Origin of the sequence: Parasaccharibacter sp. TMW 2.1888 (assembly GCF_023167265.1) — a bacterium.
Taxonomy (GTDB): Bacteria; Pseudomonadota; Alphaproteobacteria; order Acetobacterales; family Acetobacteraceae; genus Bombella; species Bombella apis.
Genome location: NZ_CP030979.1, coordinates 1,404,863 through 1,429,121 on the forward strand (window position 1 = coordinate 1,404,863; position 24,259 = coordinate 1,429,121).

The 24,259-nt window shown below is 58.6% G+C and carries 21 protein-coding genes; 11 read left to right on the plus strand and 10 right to left on the minus strand.

The genetic code is table 11. From position 1 onward, the window contains the following. Positions 1-4 precede the first annotated feature (4 nt). The 4 genes from truB to DTQ13_RS06500 all read left to right on the plus strand — a co-directional run bounded on the left by truB (position 5) and on the right by DTQ13_RS06500 (position 5,082). On the plus strand, positions 5-979 hold the full coding sequence (truB, locus tag DTQ13_RS06485) for a tRNA pseudouridine(55) synthase TruB (protein ID WP_043560977.1): 975 nt from the start codon (positions 5-7) through the stop codon (positions 977-979). Beyond that, complete coding sequence (rpsO, locus tag DTQ13_RS06490; protein WP_043560974.1) at positions 963-1,232, plus strand: 30S ribosomal protein S15; 270 nt, start codon at positions 963-965, stop codon at positions 1,230-1,232. The genes truB and rpsO overlap by 17 nt, the downstream gene beginning before the upstream one ends. 196 nt (positions 1,233-1,428) lie before the next feature. Beyond that, the gene (pnp, locus tag DTQ13_RS06495) at positions 1,429-3,579 is read left to right on the plus strand and encodes a polyribonucleotide nucleotidyltransferase (RefSeq protein WP_081562601.1); all 2,151 of its coding nucleotides are present in this window, start codon (positions 1,429-1,431) and stop codon (positions 3,577-3,579) included. Positions 3,580-3,654: 75 nt separating this feature from the next. Then, complete coding sequence (locus DTQ13_RS06500; protein ID WP_248460371.1) at positions 3,655-5,082, plus strand: nitronate monooxygenase family protein; 1,428 nt, start codon at positions 3,655-3,657, stop codon at positions 5,080-5,082. 72 nt (positions 5,083-5,154) lie between these two features. On the opposite strand, the gene pdxH is transcribed toward DTQ13_RS06500, so the two are convergent. Further along, a complete protein-coding gene (gene pdxH / locus DTQ13_RS06505) occupies positions 5,155-5,811 on the minus strand; it encodes a pyridoxamine 5'-phosphate oxidase (RefSeq protein WP_248460372.1) in 657 nt (218 codons plus the stop codon). A gap of 138 nt (positions 5,812-5,949) precedes the next feature. On the opposite strand from pdxH, the gene DTQ13_RS06510 reads away from it, so the two are divergent. Next, positions 5,950-6,627, plus strand: coding sequence for a 4-hydroxythreonine-4-phosphate dehydrogenase (locus DTQ13_RS06510; protein ID WP_232317267.1), 678 nt, complete (start codon positions 5,950-5,952; stop codon positions 6,625-6,627). 3 nt (positions 6,628-6,630) lie between these two features. Here DTQ13_RS06510 and DTQ13_RS06515 read toward each other — a convergent pair whose 3' ends face one another. From DTQ13_RS06515 to DTQ13_RS06530, 4 genes are all read right to left on the minus strand, one after another. Continuing rightward, positions 6,631-7,083: a DUF1489 family protein gene (locus tag DTQ13_RS06515; protein WP_248460373.1), complete on the minus strand. Its 453-nt coding sequence runs from the start codon at positions 7,081-7,083 to the stop codon at positions 6,631-6,633. Positions 7,084-7,159: 76 nt separating this feature from the next. Beyond that, positions 7,160-8,335 carry a radical SAM family heme chaperone HemW gene (gene hemW, locus DTQ13_RS06520; protein ID WP_408902126.1) on the minus strand — a complete coding sequence of 392 codons (1,176 nt, stop codon included), beginning with the start codon at positions 8,333-8,335 and terminating at the stop codon, positions 7,160-7,162. After that, positions 8,332-10,302, minus strand: a complete 1,971-nt coding sequence (locus DTQ13_RS06525; protein ID WP_043560963.1) for a potassium transporter Kup — start codon at positions 10,300-10,302, stop codon at positions 8,332-8,334. The genes hemW and DTQ13_RS06525 overlap by 4 nt, the downstream gene beginning before the upstream one ends. Before the next feature lie 169 nt (positions 10,303-10,471). Then, positions 10,472-11,149, minus strand: a complete 678-nt coding sequence (locus tag DTQ13_RS06530; protein WP_052349214.1) for a YggS family pyridoxal phosphate-dependent enzyme — start codon at positions 11,147-11,149, stop codon at positions 10,472-10,474. Between the two features lie 94 nt (positions 11,150-11,243). On the opposite strand from DTQ13_RS06530, the gene DTQ13_RS06535 reads away from it, so the two are divergent. Next, entirely contained in the window at positions 11,244-12,572 is a 1,329-nt protein-coding gene (locus tag DTQ13_RS06535; RefSeq protein WP_248460375.1) for an RsmB/NOP family class I SAM-dependent RNA methyltransferase, read from the plus strand. A gap of 20 nt (positions 12,573-12,592) precedes the next feature. Here the strand turns inward: DTQ13_RS06535 and DTQ13_RS06540 are convergent, their stop codons facing one another. Next, entirely contained in the window at positions 12,593-13,615 is a 1,023-nt protein-coding gene (locus DTQ13_RS06540; RefSeq protein WP_043560960.1) for a cysteine synthase A, read from the minus strand. Positions 13,616-13,892: 277 nt separating this feature from the next. Between DTQ13_RS06540 and DTQ13_RS06545 the strand changes: the two genes are divergently transcribed. Continuing rightward, positions 13,893-14,264: a rhodanese-like domain-containing protein gene (locus DTQ13_RS06545; RefSeq protein WP_043560957.1), complete on the plus strand. Its 372-nt coding sequence runs from the start codon at positions 13,893-13,895 to the stop codon at positions 14,262-14,264. 7 nt (positions 14,265-14,271) lie between these two features. Here the strand turns inward: DTQ13_RS06545 and DTQ13_RS06550 are convergent, their stop codons facing one another. After that, positions 14,272-15,222 (minus strand): DUF2272 domain-containing protein, encoded by a 951-nt coding sequence (locus tag DTQ13_RS06550; RefSeq protein ID WP_086431829.1) that lies wholly within the window; start codon positions 15,220-15,222, stop codon positions 14,272-14,274. A 295-nt stretch (positions 15,223-15,517) separates the two neighbouring features. On the opposite strand from DTQ13_RS06550, the gene DTQ13_RS06555 reads away from it, so the two are divergent. Further along, complete coding sequence (locus DTQ13_RS06555; RefSeq protein WP_248460376.1) at positions 15,518-16,150, plus strand: hypothetical protein; 633 nt, start codon at positions 15,518-15,520, stop codon at positions 16,148-16,150. A gap of 106 nt (positions 16,151-16,256) precedes the next feature. After that, entirely contained in the window at positions 16,257-16,979 is a 723-nt protein-coding gene (locus tag DTQ13_RS06560) for a hypothetical protein (RefSeq protein ID WP_248460377.1), read from the plus strand. 77 nt (positions 16,980-17,056) lie between these two features. Here the strand turns inward: DTQ13_RS06560 and DTQ13_RS06565 are convergent, their stop codons facing one another. The 3 genes from DTQ13_RS06565 to DTQ13_RS06575 all read right to left on the minus strand — a co-directional run bounded on the left by DTQ13_RS06565 (position 17,057) and on the right by DTQ13_RS06575 (position 21,855). Further along, positions 17,057-18,709: a Hint domain-containing protein gene (locus DTQ13_RS06565; protein WP_248460378.1), complete on the minus strand. Its 1,653-nt coding sequence runs from the start codon at positions 18,707-18,709 to the stop codon at positions 17,057-17,059. A gap of 253 nt (positions 18,710-18,962) precedes the next feature. Next, positions 18,963-20,603 carry a Hint domain-containing protein gene (locus DTQ13_RS06570; RefSeq protein WP_248460379.1) on the minus strand — a complete coding sequence of 547 codons (1,641 nt, stop codon included), beginning with the start codon at positions 20,601-20,603 and terminating at the stop codon, positions 18,963-18,965. A gap of 262 nt (positions 20,604-20,865) precedes the next feature. Beyond that, positions 20,866-21,855 carry an aldo/keto reductase gene (locus DTQ13_RS06575; protein ID WP_081562594.1) on the minus strand — a complete coding sequence of 330 codons (990 nt, stop codon included), beginning with the start codon at positions 21,853-21,855 and terminating at the stop codon, positions 20,866-20,868. Between the two features lie 231 nt (positions 21,856-22,086). Here DTQ13_RS06575 and DTQ13_RS06580 point away from each other — a divergent pair, with 231 nt between their 5' ends. Both DTQ13_RS06580 and DTQ13_RS06585 read left to right on the plus strand, forming a co-directional pair. Continuing rightward, a complete protein-coding gene (locus DTQ13_RS06580) occupies positions 22,087-23,151 on the plus strand; it encodes a GTP-binding protein (protein ID WP_248460380.1) in 1,065 nt (354 codons plus the stop codon). After that, positions 23,148-24,230 carry a WD40 repeat domain-containing protein gene (locus DTQ13_RS06585; protein ID WP_248460381.1) on the plus strand — a complete coding sequence of 361 codons (1,083 nt, stop codon included), beginning with the start codon at positions 23,148-23,150 and terminating at the stop codon, positions 24,228-24,230. Before DTQ13_RS06580 ends, DTQ13_RS06585 begins: the two co-directional genes overlap by 4 nt. The last annotated feature ends 29 nt before the right edge of the window (positions 24,231-24,259 follow it).

The following is a 24,259-nucleotide window of genomic DNA, read 5'->3' on the forward strand; positions in this document are numbered from 1 at the left end:
ACTGATGGCACGCAAGAGAGGTAGGGACATCCATGGCTGGCTGATTCTGGACAAGCCATTGGGGCCGAGTTCCACAACGATGGTCAACCGGCTGCTGCGTTTTTTTGATGGACGCAAGGCCGGCCACGGCGGGACTCTGGATCCTCTGGCGTCAGGTGTTCTGCCGATCGCCTTTGGTAAGGCAACCAGCACCATTCCGTACATCATGGATGCAACCAAACGGTATCGGTTTACCCTCTCTTTTGGTGAAAGCCGGACGACGGATGACCGGGAGGGTGATGTTCTTGCAACGTCCGATGTCCGGCCATCGGATGAAGATATCAGGGCTGTATTGCCTTCGCTTTGCGGGGATGTGATGCAGGTGCCTCCAGTTTTTTCGGCTCTTCGTGTCGGTGGGCAGCGGGCTTACGATCTGGCCCGGGCGGGGCGTCCGCCGGAACTTCCCCCCCGTCCTGCTCGAATCGATTCGATTACTCTCGTGGACCGCCCCGATGCCGATACGGCCGTTTTTGACGTCCAGTCAGGCAAGGGGGTTTATATGCGGTCGCTTGCGCGGGATATTGCTCTGGCCTGTGGTACTGTGGGGCATATCTCTGTTCTGCGGCGCACAAAATGCGGGCCGTTTGATCTTTCCCATGCTTGTTCAGCAGAACAGTTAGGGCTGGACAAAACGGACGAAACTAGAGACAAGGCATGTGTTCTTCCGGTTCCTCTGCTGGAGGCGGCGACCGCGCTGGTCGACATCCCGGCGCTGGCCGTCACGAAAGCGGAAGGAAAATCCCTGATCTGTGGGCAGGCTGTCACGCTGGCCCATCTTGAGGGGGGCGTGCCTGATGGGGTGGAGACTGTTCCACTCTGGCGGGTCATGATCGGGGAGCATGTCATCGGGCTGTGCCGGGTTGCCGAAGGGCGGTTGCGGGCAGTCAGAATGTTGGAAAATCATTTGTTTTTTGGAGAACAGGATGTCGATTACAGCTGAACGTCGCAGCCAGCTTATCGCTGAATACCGTCGTGCCGAAGGTGATACGGGCTCCCCGGAAGTGCAGGTCGCCCTGCTGACCGAGCGCATCGTGAACCTGACCGAGCACATGAAGAGCCACAACAAGGACTTCCACTCCCGTCGTGGTCTGCTGATGCTGGTCGGTCGCCGTCGTGCGCTGCTGGATTATCTGAAGCGCAAGAGCGAAGAGCGCTACAAGACTCTGATCGAACGTCTCGGCCTGCGCCGCTGATTTTCGACCTTTCTCCGGGGGAGAGGTCTCCCCCGGATTTGGGCCCGGGTTGAGCTGCCAGAAAACGCTTTTCCGGCGTTTCAGGCCACATGGTGTCATGACGCGTCTGGTGCGTCATCCTCGCCATGCCGTCCGAAACGCTGTTTGTAGTCTGGTACCGGTCGGGCCGTGATTATTGCTTCCGGAGGAAGACAGAATGTTTGACAATTATTTCCGCAAAGAAATTGAATGGGCCGGTCGTCCGCTGGTGCTTGAGACGGGCAAGATTGCCCGTCAGGCTGATGGGGCCGTTGTGGTCACCTATGGTGATACGGTCGTGCTCTGTACTGCCGTTGGTGCCAAGACTGTGAAGCCGGGGCAGGATTTCTTTCCGCTGACCGTGAACTATCAGGAGAAGGCCTACGCTGCAGGCAAGATTCCCGGCGGGTTCTTCAAGCGGGAAGGCCGCCCGTCCGAGCATGAGGTGCTGTCCTCCCGTCTGATCGACCGGCCGATCCGTCCGCTTTTCCCGGACAATTTCCGGAATGAGGTTCAGGTCGTTGCCACGGTCCTCAGCCATGACATGGAAAATGATCCGGCCCTGGTGGCTCTGATTGGCTGTTCCGCAGCGCTGACACTGTCCGGTATTCCCTTCTTCGGTCCGGTTGGGGCTGCCCGTATCGGTCACATTGATGGCAAGTTTGTTGTCAACCCGACCCTCAGCCAGGTGAAGGACAGTGCGCTGGACCTCGTGGTGGCCGGTACGTCCGAGGGTGTGCTGATGGTTGAGTCCGAGGCGCAGGAGCTCTCCGAGGATGAGATGCTCGAGGCTGTCATGCTGGGTCATACGGCTTTCCAGCCGGTGATTGATGCGATCATCGACCTCGCAGAATCGGCTGCCCGTGCCCCGTGGGACCTGCCGGAGGTCTCCAAGGAAGAGGTCGCCCTGCGCAAGCGTGTGGACAAGGTGGGCAACAAGCTGATTGCCGAGGCCTACAAGGAACGCCACAAGCAGGCCCGTGTGGAGAAGGTCGCCGCAGCTCGCGAGAAGATCGTGGCCACCCTTGAGGAGGAAGGCTTTGATGCCGAGCTGGCCAAGCCGATGATCAAGGATCTGGAGGCACAGGTTGTCCGTGGCACCATCCTGAAAACGGGCATCCGCATCGATGGCCGTGACACGAAGACGGTGCGTCCCATCATGGCTGAGGTTGGTGTGCTGCCCCGCTCTCATGGGTCTGCCCTTTTCACCCGTGGCGAGACGCAGGCGCTGGTTGTCGCCACCTTGGGGACAGGTCAGGATGAGCAGGTGATTGATGCGCTGGAGGGGGAATACCGGTCCCGCTTCATGCTGCATTACAACTTCCCGCCGTTCTCCGTTGGTGAGTGTGGCCGCATGGGGTCTCCGGGCCGTCGTGAGATCGGACATGGCAAGCTGGCATGGCGTGCCATCAATCCGCTCCTGCCGTCCAAGGAAGATTTTCCGTATACGCTGCGTGTCGTTTCCGAAATTACGGAAAGCAACGGCTCTTCCTCCATGGCTACGGTTTGTGGAACGTCCCTGTCCCTGATGGATGCCGGCGTACCCATGCCGCGCCCGGTGGCGGGCATTGCCATGGGCCTTATCAAGGAAGAGCGTGGCCATGCTGTCCTGACAGATATTCTTGGGGATGAGGATCACCTTGGGGATATGGACTTCAAGGTTGCTGGTACGTCCGAGGGTGTGACCGCTCTCCAGATGGACATCAAGATCACTTCCATCACGCCGGAAATCATGAAGGTGGCGCTGGAGCAGGCCCGTGAAGGCCGTCTGCACATTCTTGGTGAAATGAGCAAAGCCCTCTCCGAGGGACGCTCCGACGTGGCTGGCAATGCACCGAAGATCACGACCATGACCGTTCCTGTTGCGAAGATCCGTGATGTGATCGGATCGGGCGGCAAGGTCATTCGTGAGATTTGTGAATATTCTGGTGCCAAGGTTGATATCGGGGATGACGGCGTCATCAAGATTGCTGCCGCCAGTGATGAGCAGGCCCAGAAGGCCATCAGCCGCATTGAGGGCATCGTGGCGGAACCGGAGATGGGACGCATCTACGATGGGAAGGTTGTCAAGACGGCCGACTTCGGTGCGTTCGTGAACTTCCTTGGCCCCAAGGATGGTCTGGTTCATATTTCCGAACTGACGGATGGTCGGGTCGCCAAGACAACGGATGTTGTCAAGCAGGGTGATGCCGTCAAGGTCAAGGTCATTGGTTTTGATGATCGTGGCAAGGTGAAGCTTTCCATGCGTGTCGTGGACCAGGAGACTGGTGCGGACATTACGGAGAGCGTTGGCGCAAAGCCGGGTCGCCCTCGTCGTGATGCGGAGTAAGGATGTGTGAGGGGAGCCCAGGCTCCCTTTGCATGAGTGAGTTTTGTGATTGAGTAGTGGGGACATCTGGCCTCTATGAAGTCGATCAATGCCGTCCGTTTTGGTGGTCAGGAGGTTCTGCCCCTGGTCGAAGGGGGCAAAGGTGTTTCTGTCTCCAATGGTGTGTCTGCGGGTCATTGGGCTGCGGCAGGTGGGGTCGGAACGCTCTCTGCTGTCAATGCGGACAGTTATGACGAGCAGGGCAATCCTGTTCCGCAGGTCTATCATGGCCGGACACGCCGGGAGCGGCAGGCCGAGCTGGTGCGCTATGCCATAGAAGGGGGTATCGCACAGGCACGGATAGCCCGGGACATTTCCGGTGGCCGTGGCCGTGTTCATGCCAATTTCATGTGGGAAATGGGCGCCGCCGAGGAAGTCATCACCGGGATACTGGAAGGTGCTCCCGGGTTGATCCAGGGGCTGACCTGTGGCGCAGGGATGCCCTACCGGCTGGCTGAAATTGCGGCGCAGTTCGGGATACATTACTACCCGATCGTCTCATCTGGCCGTGCGTTCAGTGCGCTCTGGAAGCGCTCCTATGTGCGTTTTTCCGAGCTGCTGGGCGGTGTTGTCTATGAGGACCCCTGGCGGGCCGGCGGACATAATGGCCTCTCGAATACGGAAAACCCTCTGAAACCGGAGGAGCCCTACCACCGTGTGGCAGCCCTGCGGAAGGTCATGAATGGTTTTGGCCTTCAGCATGTGCCCATCATCATGGCTGGTGGTGTCTGGCATCTGGAAGAGTGGAGTGACTGGCTGGACAACCCCGAGATCGGGCTGATTGCTTTCCAGTTCGGTACCCGCCCCTTGTTGACGCAGGAAAGCCCTGTCCCGGATGCGTGGAAGCAGCTGCTGCTGACGCTGAAGGAGGGTGATGTCTATCTGAACCGTTTCTCTCCGACAGGTTTTTATTCATCGGCCGTGAAAAATGGTTTCCTGCGGGAGCTGTATGAGCGGTCCGAGCGACAGATTGCTTTCCGTGCGGCAGCAGAAGCCGAATTTGATACGCCCATCTGTCTGGGCGGGCGAGGACGGGAGGTTTTTGTCCGGGCTGATGATGCCGAGAAGGTGAATCGCTGGAAGGCCGCCGGGTATATCCAGCCCATGCGGACGCCGGATGATACTGTGGTATTCGAGACGCTGGAGACGGCCCGGCAGGTTCTGGCTGATCAGGCGGCCTGCATGGGGTGCCTTTCCCAGTGCCGTTTCTCCAACTGGAGCCAGAAGGGCCCGACCTTCAGCACAGGCCAGCGGGCGGATCCCCGTTCTTTCTGTATTCAGAAGACCCTTCAGACGATCTCCCATTTGCAGGATGTCTCGCCAGAGGAGCAGAAAAAGATCGTGGATCACAATCTGGTCTTCGGTGGAACGAATGCGTGGCGCTTTGCCACAGACCCGTTCTACGCCAATGGGCATATTCCGACCGTCAAGGAGCTGGTCGATCGCATCATGACAGGGCGGTAGAACAGCCTCTGCCAGTCATGGACCATGGGAAGGTGCGGGTTTTTGGGCCCGCACCTTTTTTTGTGCCTGCTCTCACGGAAAAAGACGCTGTGTTGTCCAGTGCTGGCCATCCTGTGTACGGGTGAAGAGTACCCGGTCATGGAGGCGGAATGGTTTGTCCATCCAGAACTCCATGGAGGCCGGGGTGACGTGATAGCCATTCCAGTATGGTGGCCGGGGGATGGGCCCGATGGCGAAACGGGCCGTTTCTTTTGTCACGGCCTTCCAGAGGGCTTTGCGGCTGGCGATGGGGCGGGACTGCTGGCTGACCCAGGCGCCGATGCGGCTCGCCCGGGGGCGGGAGTCGAAATAGGCGTCCGCATCTACGGCAGGAAGACGTGAGACCCGGCCCCGGATGCGGATCTGTCGGCGCAGGCTCTTCCAGTGGAAGAGCAGGGCCGCCTGCATGTTGCCTTCCAGTTCCCGTCCTTTGGCAGATTCGCTGTTCGTGTAGAAGATGAAACCTGTCTCATCAACGCCTTTCAGCAGCACCATGCGTGCATCGGGCAGGCCATGTTCATCAACCGTCGCCAGAGCCATTGCATTGGGGTCATTGGGTTCCTTCGTGCCGGCCAGCGTCAGCCATTCATGAAAAAGCAGGAAAGGGTCTTCTCCGGTGATGGTCTGCTCATCATCCTGAAAGGCTGCCTCAATGGAGTCATCGGGGGTCTTGTGGGGCGTATCGTTCATGGTGGCGTGTCCTGTCACTGTAGCCATGTTGGCCCGCCATCATGGGAGGGGCTGGGGGGGAATGTCCATAGGGGCTTGGCTGGGTATGGTGTGCATCCCATATGAGGGAGAGAGGATCAGGACAGTCAGGGACGAGGGATGATGGAAGCGCTCCGGTTCATTTTTATGCTGACCCGTGATGACCGCACGGTGGACAATGCTCTGGAGGCTGTGGATATCGCCCTGCGGCTGGGCATCCGGCATGTTGGCTTCAAGGATATTGGTCTGCCCGTGGAGCAGTTGCGGATACTGGCGGACAGGATCCGTTCTGCTGGAGCGACTTCATACCTGGAAATCGTGTCACCGGACCGGGAGCGGGAGCTGGATTCCGTCAAGGCCGGGCTGTCCCTGGGGGTGGACTGCCTGATGGGAGGCACGCATGTGCCGGATGTGTTGCCTCTTCTGGCAGGGCATGACGTAGCCTACTACCCGTTTGCAGGGCATGTTGTGGGGCATCCAAGCGTGCTGAAAGGCTCACCGGAGGAAATAGCCCGCAATGCGGTGGAATGGGCCGCCCATCCCGCCGTGACGGGGCTGGACCTGCTGGCGTACCGGAATGACGGGAATGTCCCGGAGGTCATCCGGGCCAGCTGTGCAGCTGTAAAGAAACCCGTGATTGTGGCAGGGTCCATCAGCACACCGGAACAGATCAGGACGGTCCGGCAGGCCGGGGCGGCGGGGTTCACCGTGGGGACATCGGCTCTGGAAGGGACATTTCCCGCCGAAAGCAGTGGTCTGGAAGATCAGCTCCGGGCCGTGATGGCCTGCTGTTCCTGACCGTTACAGAAGGCCCAGCTCGGACAGCTGGTTGCGGAGGGAGGCCGGCAGGGAACTGATCCCGTCATCGGGGAGATCAGCGGCCTCCTGACCAAGATCGGGTGGAGCATCTTCCGGTTTGAAGTACCGCCAGCCCTGAAAAGGCCGCATGGGCCGTGGCTGGGTCGGGATGACCTCGTCCGAGACGAGGATCAGCGTGCCGGGATGGCCGTCATCCCGGGTGTAGCTGTCAAACCCGATGATGGGCTGCCGACACATGATGAGACCGTTGATGACCCGGTAGATGGACCCGCCACCCTGCACGATTTCCTCAGCCCGTTTGGGCATGGTGCGGGTGCGCACGTAGGCTGTCCCCTTGTGGCGTTCCACCGCCACCCAGTCCCGCAGCATCTCGGGGGAGGTGCAGCCTACGATCAGCTTTATCATGTGGAGGGTGGGGGCTTTCTGTGCAGACATGGCGGGCATCACGCTGTGGATGATGGAAGGCTGCCCCTGTAGATGGGGTGCAGTCTGTTCTTTTCAAAGGTGGCGTTCAGAGAACAAGCTGGCCAAGCAGGGCTTCCAGCCGGAGACGGCCTTCATCCGTGGCCCGGAGGGTCTGGGCATCCTGTTCCAGATAGCCTTCCTCAAGACAGGCCTCCAGCATGACGGGGTCGAGGCAGTCTCGCAGCAGCAGGCCGGTCCGTCTGCTGAAATGGGCCGCATTGATGCCTTCCCGCAGGCGCAGCCCCATGAGCAGGGCTTCATGAGCCTTCATGTCCGGTGAGAGTGTTTCATCGTCCTTTGTGCCATGCCCATGTGTTTCCACACGCTCTGCCCAGGGTTCCGGGGCACGATGGCGGCGTGTGGCGTGGAGCTGGTCCCTGAAGGTCAGGCGGCTGTGGGCACCGGGGCCAATGCCCAGATAGTCGTCATAATGCCAGTAGGTGAGGTTGTGGCGGCTTTCGGCACCGGGGATGGCATAGTTGGAGATTTCATAGTCACGCAGGCCGAAACGGGCGGCTTCGTCACGGGTCATCATGTAGAGGGACGCCGCCAGATCATCCTCAGGCAGGACAAGGTTGCCCCGCCTGTGCTGGGCCTCGAATTTCGTGCCGGGTTCGATCGTCAGCTGGTAGAGTGAAAGGTGGTCTGCGGCCAGAGCCAGGGCCTGCCGAAGTTCCGCACGCCATTTTTCTTCCGTCTGGCCGGGGCGGGCATAGATCAGGTCAAAGGAGAGGCGGGGGAAAATGCTGCGTCCCAGCTCCAGGGCCGCAATGGCCTGTCGTGCCGAATGTTGCCGCCCCAGAGCGGCCAGGTCGGTCTCATCAAGGCTCTGCACGCCGAGGGAAAGACGGTTGACACCTGCCTCTGCAAAGGCACGGAACCTATCGGCCTCCACACTGGTGGGGTTGGCCTCCAGAGTGATCTCGAGGTCATTCACGCTGGGGAAGAGGCGGCGGGCATCCTCGATCAGATGATGGACCGTCTCCGGCTGCATGAGGGAGGGCGTTCCCCCTCCGAAAAAGATCGAGACAAGCTGCCGGGGGGCGTCCTGAATCAGCCGTGTGGTTTCATGCTCCAGCTCGGCCCTCAGGGCGTTGGCGAAACGCTCCTGAGGGATGGTTTCCCGCACATGGGAGTTGAAATCACAGTACGGGCATTTGGCAAGGCAGAAAGGCCAGTGGATGTAGAGCGAAAGCGGAAGGGGCTGGTGGGCCACGATCAGATCGCAACCCGTACCCCGAACTCCATGACACGCTCCGGCGGAATCCGGAAGAACTCGGAAATCGACGTGGCATTGTTGAGGAGATAGAGGAACACCCACATCCGCCAGAGTGACATCTTCGGCACCTTGGAGCGGAAGACGAGGTCATGCGAGGTGAAATAGGACGCCTGAATGGGGTCGAAATCCATTTCTGTCATGCCAGCCAGTGTCAGGGGCAGGTTGGGCATCTCCATGAAGCCGTAACGGATGATGACCCGGCGGATGCCTGGTGCCAGTTCCTTGACAGTCATGCGCTGGTCGGGGTCCGCTTCCGGCTGGTCGAGCGTCTGCACGGTGACGAAGAGGACCGTCTGGTGCAGGACCTTGTTGTGCCGCAGGTTGTAGAGCAGGGCATCCGGCACCATTTCCGGGTCCGAGGTCAGGAAGACGGCCAGACCGGGCACACGGATGGTGCGGGACTGGGTCAGCCGGGTGATGAAGGAGCCCATCGGCACGGCATCACGTTTTTTCGTGTTGCGGATGAGCTGGCGGCCACGTTGCCATGTGGTCATGATGAGTGTGCTGCCAACGGCGATGCTGAGCGGGACCCACCCTCCATCCGGAATCTTCATCACGTTGGAGGAGAAGAAGACGGCATCCATGATGAAGAAGAAGCCGAACACGGTCCCCACGGCATAGCTCTTCCACTGGAAGACACGGCGGAAGACCACCATGGCCAGCACACAGGTGCAGAGGAAGGTCCCTGTCACGGCGATGCCGTAGGCAGAAGCCAGGGCCGCAGAGGAGCGGAAGGCGATGACCAGCACGACGGACCCGAAGGCCAGCAGCCAGTTGAGGGACGGCAGGTAGATCTGCGCTTCCTCATGCGGGTTGGTGTGGATGATGCGTGTGCGGGGCAGGTAACCAAGCTGGATGAGCTGGCGGCAGAGGGAGAAACTGCCAGAGATGCCCGCCTGGCTGGCAATGATGGTGGCCATGGTCGCCAGCAGCAGCATGGGTATCTGCATCCAGTGCGGGGCCAGATAGTAGAAAGGATTGGCCAACGTGGTCGGGTTGTGGATGATGGAGGCAGCCTGCCCGAAATAGTTCAGCGTCAGGGCAGGCAGCACAAGGAAAAGCCATGCAAAGCGGATGGGTGTGCGCCCGAAATGGCCCATGTCGGCATAGAGGGCCTCCGCCCCGGTGACGGACAGCACGACCGATCCCAGCGCAATGAAGGACAGCTTGCCATGCGTGACGATGAAGCGGATGGCCTCCAGCGGGGACAGGGCCAGCAGCACACCCGGATGCAGCATGATCCCTCTTGCCCCCAGTATGGCGATGGTGAAGAACCATACCAGCATGATGGGCCCGAAAGCCCGGCCTATCTTGCCAGTGCCCAGAGCCTGGGCGGCAAACAGCCCCAGCAGGATGATGATGGCCGCCGGGATGATGAAGGCTGAAGCCTCGGGTACCGAGACCTCCACCCCTTCCACGGCGGAGAGGACGGAGATGGCTGGTGTGATGATGCCATCCCCGAAGAACAGACAGGCCCCGGCAATGCCGATCAGCCCGAAGACCCAGCGGAAATAGTTGGATTTGCAGACACGCTGCGCCAGAGCCATGAGGGCGATGATGCCCCCCTCCTTGTTATGGTCGGCCCGCATGATGAGAATGACATATTTGATGGTCACAACCAGCATCAGGGCCCAGAAGGTGAGGCTGGTCAGCCCGATGACTTCCCACGCATGGGCGGGGTGGGTTTCCGACCCGACATTGCGGATGGAGGATTGCAGGGCGTAGAGCGGGCTGGTCCCGATGTCGCCATATACGACACCCAGAGCGGCCAGCATGGCGCCAATGCCCTTGGGGTGGCTGTGCCCGCCGGGCTCCGGCGGCGGTGGTGCTGCCGTTGGCGTACCAACAGAGCTGGGATACCGGGCGTCAGAAGAAGATTCCTTGAGGGACACGCTATCCTGTTCAGACATGGTGAAACCATCCTGTATGACTGATAGACACCCATCCCCCGCAGGAAGACAGGCAGAAGTGCCCCCACGGAAGGAAGCACAGGCTGTAATGATTCTGGCTTCATGACAGTTTTTTTATGGGGAATGCAAGAGACAGCCCGAAAAAACTGTCATCCCTGTCATGCCGATATTACGGGGCGGGGCGGTCTCCAAAGATGGCCGTGCCGACACGGACAAGTGTTGCCCCCTCGGCGATGGCGGTCTCAAAGTCGGCCGACATGCCCATGGAGAGAGCGGGAAGGCCATGGCGGCGGTTCATCTCCGCCAGCCTGTGGAAGAAGGGGCGCGGGTCTTCGTCGGCGGGCGGGATGGCCATGAGACCTTTCACATGCTGGCCAAAACGGCGCAGGGCATCCTCGATGAACCGGTCCGCCTCCGAGGTGGCGATGCCGGATTTCTGCGGTTCATCACCAATGTTCACCTGCACGAACAGCTCAGGCAGGCGGCCCGTTTTCTGGGACGCCTTTTCCAGCGCCGTGCTGAGGGAGGGGCGGTCCAGACTTTCGATCACGTCGGCAAGGGCGCAGGCCTCGGTTGCCTTGTTGCTCTGGAGCGTGCCTATGAGATGCAGGCGGAGGTCCGGCCATTTTTCCCGCAGGGCAGGAAATTTGGCGGCGGCCTCCTGCACGCGGTTCTCCCCGAAAATGCGCTGCCCAGCTTCAAGGGCCTGCTGTACCGCACTTTGCGGATGGAACTTGCTGACGGCCACGAGGCTGACCGCCTCCGCCGGGCGGGCAGCCCTCTGGCAGGCGGCGCTGATGCGGGTCTGGATGCCTTCCAAGGCATGGGCGATGGTATGGTCTGTCATGATTGATGGATTGCAGCCCCTTTGGCGGGGAGGGTCAAGGGGGCGTGTAAAAACCATCTTGACTTTCCTGCCGCTGACTCCTGAAAACGGGCGCATGACAAATGCTTCTTCTCCCCGTCCAGCCCGTTCACACCCCAAGGGTGGCCGGGGGCGGCGGCCTGCTGCCCGCCCTGCCTCCATTTCCCGCCATGAAGACCCGGTGAGGGATCTGGCCTTCGACATCATCTGCGGTGTGGTGGAACACCGCCGGATGCTGGAAACCACGCTGGAGCGCAGCAGCTGCGAGGGGCGGGACCGTGCGGCGGCCCACCGTCTGGCGGCGGCCACGCTCCGCCATCTGGGCAGCATGACGGAGCTGCTCCAGCCGCTCCTCCGCCGCCAGCCGCCGGAGCCGGTCCGCTGTGCCCTGCTGCTGGGTGTGGCGCAGATCATCCATCTTCAGACACCCCCTCATGCGGCCGTGGGCACGATCGTGGACCTCCTGCACCGGCGTGGCCTGTCGCCTTTTGCCGGTCTGGCCAATGCCGTCCTGCGCCGTGTGGTGCGGGAGGCTGAAACGCTGAAGGAGGGGCTGGATGATGCCCGGCTGGATGTGCCGCACTGGCTCTGGAGTTCCTGGGGGCGGCGGGCACGGTCCATCACGCAGGGTTTCTATCAGGAAGCGCCGCTGGACCTCACCGTGAAGCCTGGTTATGAGGCCCCGGAAGGGGGCGAGCCCCTGCCGACGGGGACGGTCCGCTACCCGGCGGGTACGAAAATGGCAGACCTGCCGGGCTTTGCGGAAGGGCAGTTCTGGGCGCAGGACACGGCGGCGGCCATGCCGGTCCGGCTGATGGGCGACATGCGGGGGAAGCGGGTGGCCGACCTGTGCGCCGCACCGGGGGGCAAGACGGCCCAGCTGCTCTGTGCGGGTGCCGAGGTGATGGCCGTGGAGCGTGAGAAGCCCCGTGCCCAGAGGCTGAAGGAGAATCTGGCCCGCCTCCAGCTGAAGGCCGAGGTCATTGTGGGGGATGCCCTTCGCTGGCGTCCTTCCGGGCCGCTGGATGCCGTGCTGCTGGATGCGCCCTGCTCGGCCACGGGGACGCTGCGGCGTCACCCGGATGTCTTGTGGATCAAACGCCCCCGGGACATCACCACGCTGGCAGCGGGGCAGGACCGTTTCATTGATGCCGCCTATGACATGCTGAAGCCGGGCGGGATGCTGCTCTATGCCGTCTGTTCCCTTCAGGATGAGGAAGGTCCGCAGCGTATCGCTCACGCTCTGGAAGATGGCCGGTGGAAGCTGTCTCCTTTTACGGAGGATGAGCTGGCGGCTCTTCCCCGTGCCCGCACGGAGGAAGGGTACTTCCGTACCCATCCGGGCATGAACGTGGCACAGGGGGGCATGGATGGCTTCTTTGCCGCCCGGCTGATCCGCCGTTAGGAGCGGACCAGCCCGGGATGTCACATCCAGGGCGGGGTGGGCAGGTTTTTGCTGCGGAGGAAGTCCGGGTTGAAGAGCTTGGACTGGTATCGTGCCCCGCCATCGCTGAGGATGGTGACGATGGTATGCCCCGGCCCGAGACGGCGGGCCGTGCGGATGGCCGCAGCAATGTTGATGCCTGATGACCCACCCACGGAGAGACCTTCTTTCATGGTGAGCTGGTAGATCTGTTCCAGAGCTTCGGCATCGGGGATGCGTTCGGCGTGATCGGGCGCACAGCCTTCCAGATTGGCCGTCACACGGGACTGGCCGATCCCTTCGGTGATGGAACTGCCGGTGATGCTGAGGTCATTGGCGGTCACCCAGCCATACAGGCCGGAGCCCTCCGGGTCGGCCAGGACGATCTCGGGAGATTTCCGGCCATCCCGCTGGGCCAGCTCCCGCAGGCCGAAGGCGATTCCTGCCAGTGTACCGCCGGACCCGCAGGAGCAGGTGAAGGCGTCGACCTTTCCGTCCAGCTGGGACCAGATTTCTGGGGCCGTGGTCGTGCGGTGGGCGTCCCGGTTGGCCGTGTTGTCGAACTGGTTGGCCCAGAAGGCCCCGGTTTCTTCGGCCAGACGGCGGGAGACATGCACGTAATTGCCGGGGTCCCGGTACGGTCTGGCGGGCACGAGGCGCAGGTCCGCTCCGATCATGCGGAGGAAGTCCAGCTTTTCCCGGCTCTGGGTTTCCGGCACGACGATGACGGCCTTGCAGCCCAGTGCATGGGCCACGAGCGTGATGCCGATGCCCGTGTTGCCCGCTGTGCCTTCCACGATCGTGCCGCCCTTGCTGAGGGCACCACGGGCAAAACCGTCCTGAATGATGGAAAGGGCTGCCCTGTCCTTGACGGACCCACCGGGATTCATGAATTCCGCCTTGCCATAGATGGTGCAGCCCGTGATCTCGGAAGCATGATGCAGGCGGATGAGCGGGGTATTGCCAATGGCTTCCACCAGAGAGGGGCAGGGCAAGGCGTGAGGATGGGATGACAGATGTGACATATGTGCTTTGTTCCGGTGGATGGTGTGGGGCGAGGTCATGATGGCAGAGAAGGTATCATCATTATGTTCTACGTAAAATGGTGTGGAAGAATCATTATAACTATTTAAGATGGTTATAATACTCTCCTCGCCATTGAACTCTGGGGAGAGCGGAACAACATCAGGTTGTATGATGAGTGCAGGTCTGGCTGTACGGTTCCGGGTCGTGAATGTTCGCCCGTCTGTTGGGGGAGCGAAACATGGCCGGGACGGGGCGCCTGCGTAAAAGGAGGCTGACATGGAACATTGTACTGCGAAGGAAAGCTGGGACCGTCTTCAGGCTGATGCACGGGCCGTGCTGGTGGATGTCCGTACACCGGAGGAATGGGCGCAGGTGGGCCTGCCAGAGCTGGGAGCTCTGGGCCGGAAGGTTGTGGCGTTGACATGGGGGGCAGGCAGTGAGGCCGAGTTCCTCCACGGACTGGAAGAGGCCGTGCCGGACAAGGCCACGCCGATCTTTTTCATCTGCCGTTCAGGCATGCGGTCGCAGAAGGCTGCCGCACTGGCTGCCCAGGCCGGGTACAGGACGCTGACGAACGTTGCTGATGGCTTCGAAGACAGGCATGGCCCCGGCACGGGGTGGAAGGCCAGCGGCCTGCCTGTGAAGTAGGATCGTTTTACTGCCCGCTGTTCGGGTCCATGTCGGCATCGTAGCGGGGGGTCAGGATGGCACACCACGGGTAACGGCTGTCGTAGCTTCGCCCGTCTGGTGTGCTGACATGGCCGGTGCTGTCCGTTGGAACGTGGGTCAGCGAGACGGCATCATCCACATTGCCTCCCACGATGCTGATTTCCTTGCCGAAAGGCGGGGCATTCTGGCCCGTGGCCACTACGATGCCGCAATGGGCCGGGAAGCCGTAGGAGGTCGGCAGCATGGCATATGTGATGCTGCGGCTCCGTCCACGGCCCACGCAGAGTATGTCCCCCAACCGTGGGGCATAATTGGCGGGATTCTGTGCTGAAATACCCGGATTATTGCCGGAGGCTGCGGCATTGATGTAGGTGGCGTGGTTCGGGGAGTAGGGGAAGCGGATATTGGCGCCGCCAATGCGCATGACGTAGGAGATGAAGGCGGCGGACCAAGCGTAGTTGCCGTCCCGCTGGAAGGAGAACAGGGTGCCATTGCCATCGGTACGGCCTGTCCAGCGGGCCTCATTTTCTTCCGGGGCCTGGCCGATCCACCAATATTCACCAATGCGCTGCCACAGGCCGGGCAGACGCTCCGGCTTGAGGGCGGGGCTTGTGGGCTCTGGCCTGTCATGCGGGTCCGCATCGGCAACCGGACTTCCGAACATCCGCCATTCCCGCAGGGCGATGGCGGCGACATCCTGACGGTTGAAGGGGGCAAAATTTTCGCTGGCAAAAGCCGGGACATGTGTGTCGTATCCCAGCGGGCCAGTCTGCCCATTGGCATATTGCGTCATGGGGGTGAGAGCAGGAGAATGCTGGCTGCTGCTACATGCGGCAAGCAGGGCCAGACCGCAGAGCGCCCCCCAGCCAGCCAGGGCCCTGCGGGCGACATCCCAATGGGCCGCCTGATTGCTTTCAGAGTGACGAACTGCCTTCATGATGACCTTACGCTTGCCTGCTGCGTCTGTGAGCATTTTTCATGCCCGGAAGAGGCCCAGATTAGAATGTTTTCATGGGATTGGGAACGTATTTTGCTAAAGCGGCAGGAGAAAGGATGGTGGTCTGTCGACTTACCGGGACGGGGTAATATGGTTTCAGGGGCAGGGCGTTATTTTATGTCACAACTATGGCATTTGTAATGCATTTTGAGTAACTGGTCGTATTCGTTCAGAATAAGACTGGGGGCTGCAGGGTATGAGACGATACTCCATTCCAGGTACATTCATGTGTTGCGTGTCCCTGATGGTGCTTGGTGGCTGTGATACGGTCAAGATACCGTATAAGGATGAGGATCATGCTTGGGCGGCCCGGACTGGACATGCAACCGTGATCGTACGGGCGTCCGCCATTTTTGGGCAAAAGCAGTATTATTGTGCCAATCTGGTGGAAAACTCGTTCCTCTTCCCGGATACACCGTACTATCGGGACTGGATACGGGTACTGCAGTCCCCCTATCATTTTAAGGGTGACATTACCCGGAAGGCGAAGGCCCTGTTGCGCAAGGCTCCCCGGCAGGCCATGTGTACATTTGTGTTCAGGAATGTTCCTGCTGGAAAATGGGTGTTTTTTGGCAACATCCAGCATTATCTGGCGCAACCGCAGACGTACTGGGTGAGTGGGATGGAGCTGCGCAGCAATATTTCCGGCTTCAACCTGTTGTGGGGAGGTATTGTCGTGCAGGATGACATGGGGGTCATTGCACGACAGGTTGTTCAGGATGGCAACAGGCGAAATGATATCGGCCTGTTCAAGGCCCGACATTTTGGAGCGGCTGCGGATGTCAGTACGTGGCATCCGACAGAGGAAGAAATGAAGGGGCTGGGACTCTCCGACCAGGAGATGCGACAGGTGGTCGAGGCAAAATGATGGCATTCCGTATCTTTTGCCGCCTATCATGCAGACGGTATGGCTGCGCCATAGAGATTTGACGTCACTGGAAGAAGGATCATTCCGGATAATGGTTTTTGGAAAAATGAGACTGTATACTCTGGCAGGACTTGCCGGGATCATGGGACTGTTGAGCGGATGCTCCGGCTATGACGGAAATTTCAAGGTCAAGCAGCTGGCCTGGGCTGGACAGCCAGGTAACAGGACTTTGGCCGTACTGCTTTCTGGCCACGATAACCTCCATCCACAGTTTTCCTGCAGGGTTGCTGATGTGGATGTCATGCTGATGCCGGACGCCCCGTATTTCCGTGATTATCTCCGCATCGACATGGCACAGGCGGGGTTCAGGGAGAAAATTGGCAATAGTAAGGCCCTTGCCCTGGTACGGCATGCTGCCCGCAATGATGCCTGTCAGCTGGTGTTTGCCAACCTTCCGGCTGGCAGCTGGCTTCTCGCCACACGGCCTCATTTTTATGTCAATGACGAGGCAGCTGCCCAGCAGGGGAAGCCCTCACAGCATGATGTGGCACCAGCCATGTTCATGTGGAACAGGATTACGGTTGATGCGGATAATGACGTGACGGCCGTGCATGTTGAAAAAGACCTGAGCCGGATTGTCCGCAAGAAGCATCAGTATGTGCGTAAGCACACGCACAAGAAATCAAAGAAGAGGATCCGGGAGTTCCATGGTGAAGGCTCCCCGGATACACAGCAGGACAGCTGGATCATGACCCCGGCAGAGAAACAGGCCCTTGGTATTCCGGGCATGACCCTGACACCAACTGCCGTTGCTCCATCCGGCCAGTAAAGGTTGGCATATATGGCAGGAAACGGAGAGCATTGATCCAATGCGGTGTTGGAACAAGCTCTCCGTTATCCATTGATTTATCCCGCTTTTTTGACGGGTTTGTATTTCAGTTCGTTTTGATAGGTCGTCAGCGGATGTTCTGCATCAGCCGGATAAGGCCCAGCGGAAATGATTTCGATGGCCAGCAGTCCAGCTTCCGTTACAGAGTGTTGACTGGTATGGGGTAGATCAAGGGTAGCCGCTCCTTTAGTCCACCTCATTTTAGAATTTTCCAAATCGAACCAGCCTTCCATATCTTCATATGTTAGGTGTCTATCGATATTTATGCAATCTATTCCATGGAAATAAAGTATTTCTCCTACCAAAACGCCAAGCTCGCGCCTGTCATCCACGACAGGACCATGGACGTCATAAGGTCTTCCTGTTTTTGAGAGGATGGTTACTCTTTTTACCCCGGCAGGTATGTGAAATACTTTGTAGTTGTTTGAGGACCGTTTTTCCTGAAGAACATGCCCCTGCTCCGTGAGTAGTTGCAAGGCAGGATTGTGGGACACGGTTTCAGTTTTGTAGGCGTGCTGAACTGGAAACAGAAGCTGTTTTGCACGTTCAAGCAGCTTTTGATGGATAGGAGCTACAAAATTTTCTGCTGTGCATAATGGCGCTGCAGCATCTTTCTCCCATGATAGATTTTTTGAAGTAAAATCATATTCTATGACGTTTGTGTCTCCATTATCTCGCTGAAACTGGAAACGGTTTCCTGTATTGAGATAACTTTCCGTAAGAACATTATTTGCAGAAATGATGCTGTGTGTTGATGTTTCTATATGAAATATGTCATAATAAAAGAATGGTCCGCTCTTTTTGGATGTATCGTGCATGCTCGTATCATAATATATTGATCGTCCGTTCACCATGATACGGACTGGAATAAAATGTTTCTCCAGAAGCAGGCAGTGCTCCGCTGTAACCAGAAGATCCTCGGAAGGTACATTGTCTGCCAGTGCATTTTTTTTGATACGGACCGGATAGCCGGCCATGTCCAAGGGGAGAGATGAGTCTATACGGACCCTGCTCTGTTGGCAGAAGACAACATGCTGGGGAAGAGGCTCATTTCGTCCCGATTCAGGATTGAAAGTAATTACAACGTCATTTCTGGTCAAATTTTCTATCTTTTTCGGCCCTGAGAGGGTTTCAATCATGGTTCCAGAAAGAAAGCATGTATCAAATGTAAATTTCTGGCCAAGTGAGCCATCTGTTGCTGTACCGTTATCGTCCTGCTTGAAGGTGTAAGAAACTCCATTTAGAAGAAGAGTAAAATTGTTTCCCATTGACCAAGGAAGTCTGAAATTGAAACTGTATGAATATTGTGACTGTGTTGGGTCGATCAGGGAGCGTCCATCAATACTGGAAGATGAGCTGCCCGGAACATCAGACGTGATAACGTAATACCCACCACTGCCATTACCAATGATAAAACCATTTACAGCCTTATTCCCCCAAGAGAAATCATAACCACCAGATGTAATGACACTTCCCGTATTGGGATCCTTTATTACAAAGTCCTGTACCTTCTGGTCGGATGCCCGTGTAGGAGTGTGTGTTGTAAAAGTGGCATCAACACCAAACAACTGGGATGTTATGTAGCCATTTCCATTTGCGTCAACAGATAGGGATGCAATATTTACTCTATATGTTCCAAGTGCGACGACAGGCTGCGGATTGCCGGGCATGCATGATTCTCCAAAAGAGCCAATCTTTCCTTTACCGTATAATAATAATATTTTAAGTGCAAATTCAATTATCTTTTGAGTAAAATTAACCAAATATCAATAAATGTACATTCTTTTTTCTGGTAAATCGTATTTTCTGATCGGGCAGGTAGCGCATTTCAGGTGCACAAGAGCGGAAGGAAGGTTCCTTTGCTACTCATGTTCTCTTGGTGTTTCGCAGGAACCAGTATCAGACGCCCCCAGTTTTCCTTCGTTATACAGCCCTGACGAGACCGGGCTGTGTCGTCATGTCAGCTTCATTTTCCAGAGAGTTGTTGGCAGACAGGGGATAGGGGCCTGCCGCCATGATCTGTATGGCCAGCAGCCCCGTCTCCACACCATCATTGTATTCCGGCTGACTGGGAAGAGGGAGTCTTGCAGCCCCCTGCGTCCAGCGCATGGAGGGGTTTTCCAGCCCGCACCAGCCATCCAGCTGATCGGTCGTCAGGTGTGTGTCGATGCTGGTGGAATGGGTAGCCTGGAAGTGGAGAATTTCTCCGACCAGTACCCCTAGTGTGCGCCGGTCATCAACAAAGGGGCCGTGAGTGTCACAGGGGCGGCCTGTTCTGGAGACCAGCGTGACATGGGTTGTTCCGAGGGGAATGGAAAAGAGCCGGTACCCTGCGGATGTCCGTTTCTCATGCAGGACCTCTCCCCGGTCCGTGACCAGGTGGAAGGCTGGATCCTCGCAAAGGGCCTCAGCCTTGTAGGGGTGCTGGATGGGGAAACTCAGCTCTTCTGCACGCTGGAGGAATCCCTGATGAAGGGGCGCCACGAATTCCCGGGCCGTGCACAGGGGAGCAGCGGCATCACGGTACCATGACCGTTTCCGTGTAGAGAAGTCATGGGTGATGACATCGCCCGTATGGCTGTCGTGGCTGGACCGCACGAACTGGTAACGGTTGCCCGTATCCAGATAGCTTTCCGTCATCACATCATTGGCGAAGATGACGCTGTGCATTTCCGTCTCAATGTGGAAAATGTCGCAGGCCATCTGCCGGATTCTGTCTGTCATCTCGAAATGGATGGACCGGCCATTGACCAGCATGCGGGCAGGGACAAAGCGGTCATCAAGAAACAGGCAGTGCTCCGCCGTAACCAGAAGGTCTTCGGAGGGTACGCCATCCGCCAGGGCGTCTTTTCTGATCCGTACAGGGTAGCCGGCCATATCCATATGGGGGGAGGATGTTATCCGCAGCCGATTTCTGCCTGCCCATGTGAGACGTTGCGGCAGGGTCTGCCCGCTGATGGGGTTGTGGGTGAGAATGACATCACCAGTCTTGAGCTCTTCCACCTTGCGGGGGCCGTCTGGCGTTTCGATCAGGCTGCCAGCCAGAAAGCATGTATTGAAGGTAAACTGTTCGTTCAGAGCACCATCAGTGGCTGTACCATCATTGTCCTGATGGAAGTAATAATGCTGACCATTCAGGTCGAGGTCGAAGAAGTTGCCATTGGCCCAGTTTCTGGAGGAATCGTTGATGTAAGTGTAACGTGCCTCCGAGGGGTCAAGCAGGGCGGCACCATCAATGGTGGATGAGGAGCTGCCGGGCACGGCGGAGGTGATGATGTAATAGCCCCCCGACCCATTGCCGATGATGAAGCCGTTTACCGACTTGTTGCCCCATGAGTAATCATAACTGCCGGTAAGCTGTTTTTTCGTTTGCGGATCCTGGAAGGTGAAATCCTGGACCTTCTTGTCATTGCGACCGGTCGGGGTATGGGTCGTGAAAGTGGCTTCCACGTTGTATTTGGGATTGGAGATGGTGGCCCGTTTCGTTCTCGGGTCAACCGTCAGGGAGGCGATATCCACCAGGTAGGTCCCGGTAGCGACAACGGGTTTCGGGTTACCAGCCAACGTCTGTATCCTTCGGAGGTAAGGCTTGCTCTCCGGAAAGGATATAGGTCGTTCATCTTATAATTTTCTTAACAAAAAATGGCATTAAAGTTGTATAAAAACTAATATATTTTTAACAAAATTCAGAAAACTTCATATTTTTCTGCATGTTGGCCCATGTCATATTTTTTTTCATGTTCTGGTCCAAAAGCAGCAGAAGAAGTGGCCAGAAAGCCATGCCACTTCTTCGCCGCATTGCTTCAATTTAATATGAAGTTCTTTCTCATGACTTCCGGGCCGGTGGGGCCATGAAGGCAGGAGAGATGGGCGTGGGGACATGACGTTCCAGAATGGCGTCAATATCCTTCCTGTCCTGATCGGTCAGCTGCCAGCCGAAGACATCCGCAACACCATCAATCTGTTCCGGCTTGCGGGCACCCCACAGGGCAATGGTCGGTCCCTGGTCCAGCACCCAGCGGATGGCCAGCACCATGAGGGACTTGCCGTGGCGGTCCGCAATCGTTTTCAGCTCGTCCACAGCAGCCAGATAGTCCTTGAAGTGCTCTTTCTGGAACTTGGGGTCGCCAGACCGCAGATCACTTTCCGGGAAAGTCTTGTCCGCTGTCATCTTGCCGGTCAGCAGGCCACGGCAGAGTGGGCCATAGGCCAGCGTGACGAGCTTGTGCGTCTTCGCATAGGGCAGCACGTCCTTTTCAATCTCACGTTCAAAGAGATTGTAGGGGGACTGGACACTGGCCAGCGGGGCCACCTCACGGAAGATGTCCATCTGTTCCGGGGAATAGTTGCTCACGCCAAGGGCACGGATTTTCCCCTCCTTGTGGAGCTTCTGGAGCTCACGGGCCGTCTCGTCGATCGGCGTGTTGGGGTCCGGCCAGTGAACCTGCTCGAGGTCGATGGTCTCGACACGCAGGCGGCGCAGGGAGTCTTCCACTTCCTTGCGGATGCGGGCAGGGCTGGAATTGCGGAACGGCTGGTGATCGTCGTTCCAGTCCAGTGCGAGCTTGGTGGCGATGCGGGCCCTGTGGGGTTTTTCTGCCAGAGCACGGCCCACGACTTCCTCGGAATGACCAAAGCCATAGACCGGAGCGGTGTCGATCAGGTCCACGCCTTCATCAAGGGCACGGTGGATGGTACGGACGGCATTGTCGTCATCAGGGCCGCCCCACATCCAGCCGCCAATGGCCCATGTGCCAAGGGCAACGCGTGATACGGGTCTGTCAAAACCGGGAATGAGAATGGTGTTTTCATTCATGGGTTTGTCTCCATCAGAAAATGAGGGCGGAGGATGCGGAATGAATCGTGCCTCGGCCCGGACCTGGAGGGCGGCCCCTCATCATGCGGGGGCGGGCAAGGCCCTTCCGGCCTCTCCGCCCATATTGGGATAGGGGCGTCGGATTATGCAACCACCTGTTCTTCTTTTTGGTTTTGAGACGGGAGAAGAGTATGCTCAGCTCAACTCTCAAGGAGAACAAGGACAGACATCATGGCTGATTCACAGACCAGAAAAATCCCCGTCACGGTTCTTACCGGCTTTCTGGGAGCGGGCAAGACCACGCTGCTCAACCACATCCTGACAGCCGATCACGGGCGGAATTACGCCGTGGTGGTCAATGAGTTCGGGGAGCTGGGCATCGACAATGATCTGGTGGTCGATGCTGACGAAGAAATCTTCGAGATGAACAATGGCTGCATCTGCTGCACGGTGCGGGGTGATCTCATCCGGATTCTCAGCCGTCTGCTGCGCCGCCGTGGCAAATTTGATGGCATCATCGTCGAGACTACCGGCCTGGCCGATCCGGCCCCCGTGGCGCAGACCTTCTTCGTGGATGAGGGCATTCGTGAAAAAGCCGAGCTGGATGCCGTCGTGACGGTCGTGGACGCCTACAACGTGCTCCAGACCCTCAAGGAAAGCCCGGAAGCCGTCAATCAGGTGGCTTTTGCCGATGTCATCATCCTGAACAAATGTGACCTTCTGGATGAGGCCGCACTGGCCGGGGTGGAGCAGAAGCTGCGGGCCATCAATTCCGTCGTGCGGATTCATCGGGCCGAGCGGGGCAAGGTGGCTCTGGATGACATCCTCAACCGTGGCGGGTTCGACCTCAGGCGTGCCCTGTCCACCATGCCGGACTTCCTTGAGGAGGACGGGCATGACCACCATCATCACGATCACGACCATTGCCATTGTCATGACCACGACCATCATCATGAGGCAGCCCACGGGCCGGGCGGGCATCATCACGCCCATAGCGAGGATGTGACGAGCCATTCCTTCACCGTGACGGAACCGCTGGATGAGGAACGTTTCCACGCCTGGATCGGCCTTGTCCTGCAGGAGCAGGGACCGGACATCCTGCGGGCAAAGGGCATCCTGCATTTCAGGGGCAAGGATGAGCGTTTTGCCTTCCAGGCCGTGCACATGATGGCGGATGGCGATTATATCGGGCCGTTCAGGGCGGGAGAGACGAAACAGTCCCGCATCGTGTTCATCGGCCGCAAGCTGGACTGTGCCCAGCTTCAGCGTGGCTTTGAAGGGTGTGTGGCCGTATGAGTGCGCCGCAGAGCAGGACCCTGTTGCAGACCCGTGGGGCCGAGCGTCAGTTTGAGGCTCCGATCACCGGCGTGCAGGCCAGTCGTGATGGCCGGACCTTTGCCGCCCTGACGATGGATGGAGAGCTCATCCTCATCTCTCGGGACGGCCTGCGGGCTTCCGAAGACTGGCAGTGCCTGTCTGTGCATGACGGGGCGGTGTCCCTTGCGCAGGGTTGCGGGAAGGACAGCTTCCTCAGTGGCGGGGAAGATGGCCGTGTCGTGGAAACACGGGCCGATGGCACCATGACAGACCGTCATGAGGGCCGTGGCTGGGTGGACTGTCTGGCCAGTACGCCTACCCACTGGGCCTGCGCCAGCAGGAAGGAGGTTCATCTCTACGCCCACGGCGCGGATGAACCCCTGAAGGTGCTGGAGCATCCTTCGGCTCTGAGCGGTCTTGCCTTCGATGCCAAAGGCAAGAGGCTGGCTGCCTCGCATTATAATGGCGTGTCCATGTGGTTCGTGCAGGCGAAGGATGCCAATGTCCGTTCTCTGGAATGGAAGGGCAGCCATACCGGGCTGTGCATCCATCCGGGCGGCGAGGCACTGGTGACGAGCATGCAGGAGAATGAGCTGCATGGCTGGCGTCTGTCTGACGGGCACAACATGCGCATGAGTGGCTATCCCCGCAAGATCGGGTCCATGAGCTTCACCCGCAAGGGGCGCTGGCTGGCCACATCAGGGGCGGATGCCGTCGTGCTGTGGCCGTTCTTCGGGGGTGGCCCGATGGGCAAGCCCCCCATGGAGCTGGCCCGCCTGCCGGGGCTGTTCGTGACCTGCGTCTGTGCCCATCCCACGGATGACATTCTGGCCATCGGGTTTGAGGATGGCACGGTCCTTCTGGCGGAAGTGCCCAATCATGCTGATGAGGCTGCCGCAGGAGAAGGCCGCATCCTGCCACTCTGCAATGGCCAGCGCAGCGGTGGTGCCGCCCGTGGTGCTGTGAATGCCATCGCCTTCACCCCGCAGGGGGGAGCCGTCATCTTCGGGACTGAAGAAGGCTATGTCGGGGTTGTGGACTTGTCCGCTCAGGGCTGATGGCCATCAGGGATGGTCTGCCTCCAGTC

What these genes read in the sequence shown, in the direction of transcription:
- truB (WP_043560977.1), top strand. Translation starts at nt 5, where the DNA reads ATGGCACGCAAGAGAGGTAGGGACATCCATGGCTGGCTGATTCTGGAC.
- DTQ13_RS06585 (WP_248460381.1), top strand. Translation starts at nt 23,148, where the DNA reads ATGAGTGCGCCGCAGAGCAGGACCCTGTTGCAGACCCGTGGGGCCGAG.
- DTQ13_RS06580 (WP_248460380.1), top strand. Translation starts at nt 22,087, where the DNA reads ATGGCTGATTCACAGACCAGAAAAATCCCCGTCACGGTTCTTACCGGC.
- DTQ13_RS06540 (WP_043560960.1), bottom strand. Translation starts at nt 13,615, where the DNA reads ATGTCACATCTGTCATCCCATCCTCACGCCTTGCCCTGCCCCTCTCTG.
- DTQ13_RS06500 (WP_248460371.1), top strand. Translation starts at nt 3,655, where the DNA reads ATGAAGTCGATCAATGCCGTCCGTTTTGGTGGTCAGGAGGTTCTGCCC.
- DTQ13_RS06550 (WP_086431829.1), bottom strand. Translation starts at nt 15,222, where the DNA reads ATGAAGGCAGTTCGTCACTCTGAAAGCAATCAGGCGGCCCATTGGGAT.
- DTQ13_RS06510 (WP_232317267.1), top strand. Translation starts at nt 5,950, where the DNA reads ATGATGGAAGCGCTCCGGTTCATTTTTATGCTGACCCGTGATGACCGC.
- DTQ13_RS06560 (WP_248460377.1), top strand. Translation starts at nt 16,257, where the DNA reads ATGAGACTGTATACTCTGGCAGGACTTGCCGGGATCATGGGACTGTTG.
- DTQ13_RS06575 (WP_081562594.1), bottom strand. Translation starts at nt 21,855, where the DNA reads ATGAATGAAAACACCATTCTCATTCCCGGTTTTGACAGACCCGTATCA.
- pnp (WP_081562601.1), top strand. Translation starts at nt 1,429, where the DNA reads ATGTTTGACAATTATTTCCGCAAAGAAATTGAATGGGCCGGTCGTCCG.
- DTQ13_RS06515 (WP_248460373.1), bottom strand. Translation starts at nt 7,083, where the DNA reads ATGTCTGCACAGAAAGCCCCCACCCTCCACATGATAAAGCTGATCGTA.
- DTQ13_RS06535 (WP_248460375.1), top strand. Translation starts at nt 11,244, where the DNA reads ATGACAAATGCTTCTTCTCCCCGTCCAGCCCGTTCACACCCCAAGGGT.
- DTQ13_RS06530 (WP_052349214.1), bottom strand. Translation starts at nt 11,149, where the DNA reads ATGACAGACCATACCATCGCCCATGCCTTGGAAGGCATCCAGACCCGC.
- DTQ13_RS06525 (WP_043560963.1), bottom strand. Translation starts at nt 10,302, where the DNA reads ATGTCTGAACAGGATAGCGTGTCCCTCAAGGAATCTTCTTCTGACGCC.
- rpsO (WP_043560974.1), top strand. Translation starts at nt 963, where the DNA reads ATGTCGATTACAGCTGAACGTCGCAGCCAGCTTATCGCTGAATACCGT.
- DTQ13_RS06545 (WP_043560957.1), top strand. Translation starts at nt 13,893, where the DNA reads ATGGAACATTGTACTGCGAAGGAAAGCTGGGACCGTCTTCAGGCTGAT.
- DTQ13_RS06565 (WP_248460378.1), bottom strand. Translation starts at nt 18,709, where the DNA reads ATGCCCGGCAATCCGCAGCCTGTCGTCGCACTTGGAACATATAGAGTA.
- pdxH (WP_248460372.1), bottom strand. Translation starts at nt 5,811, where the DNA reads ATGAACGATACGCCCCACAAGACCCCCGATGACTCCATTGAGGCAGCC.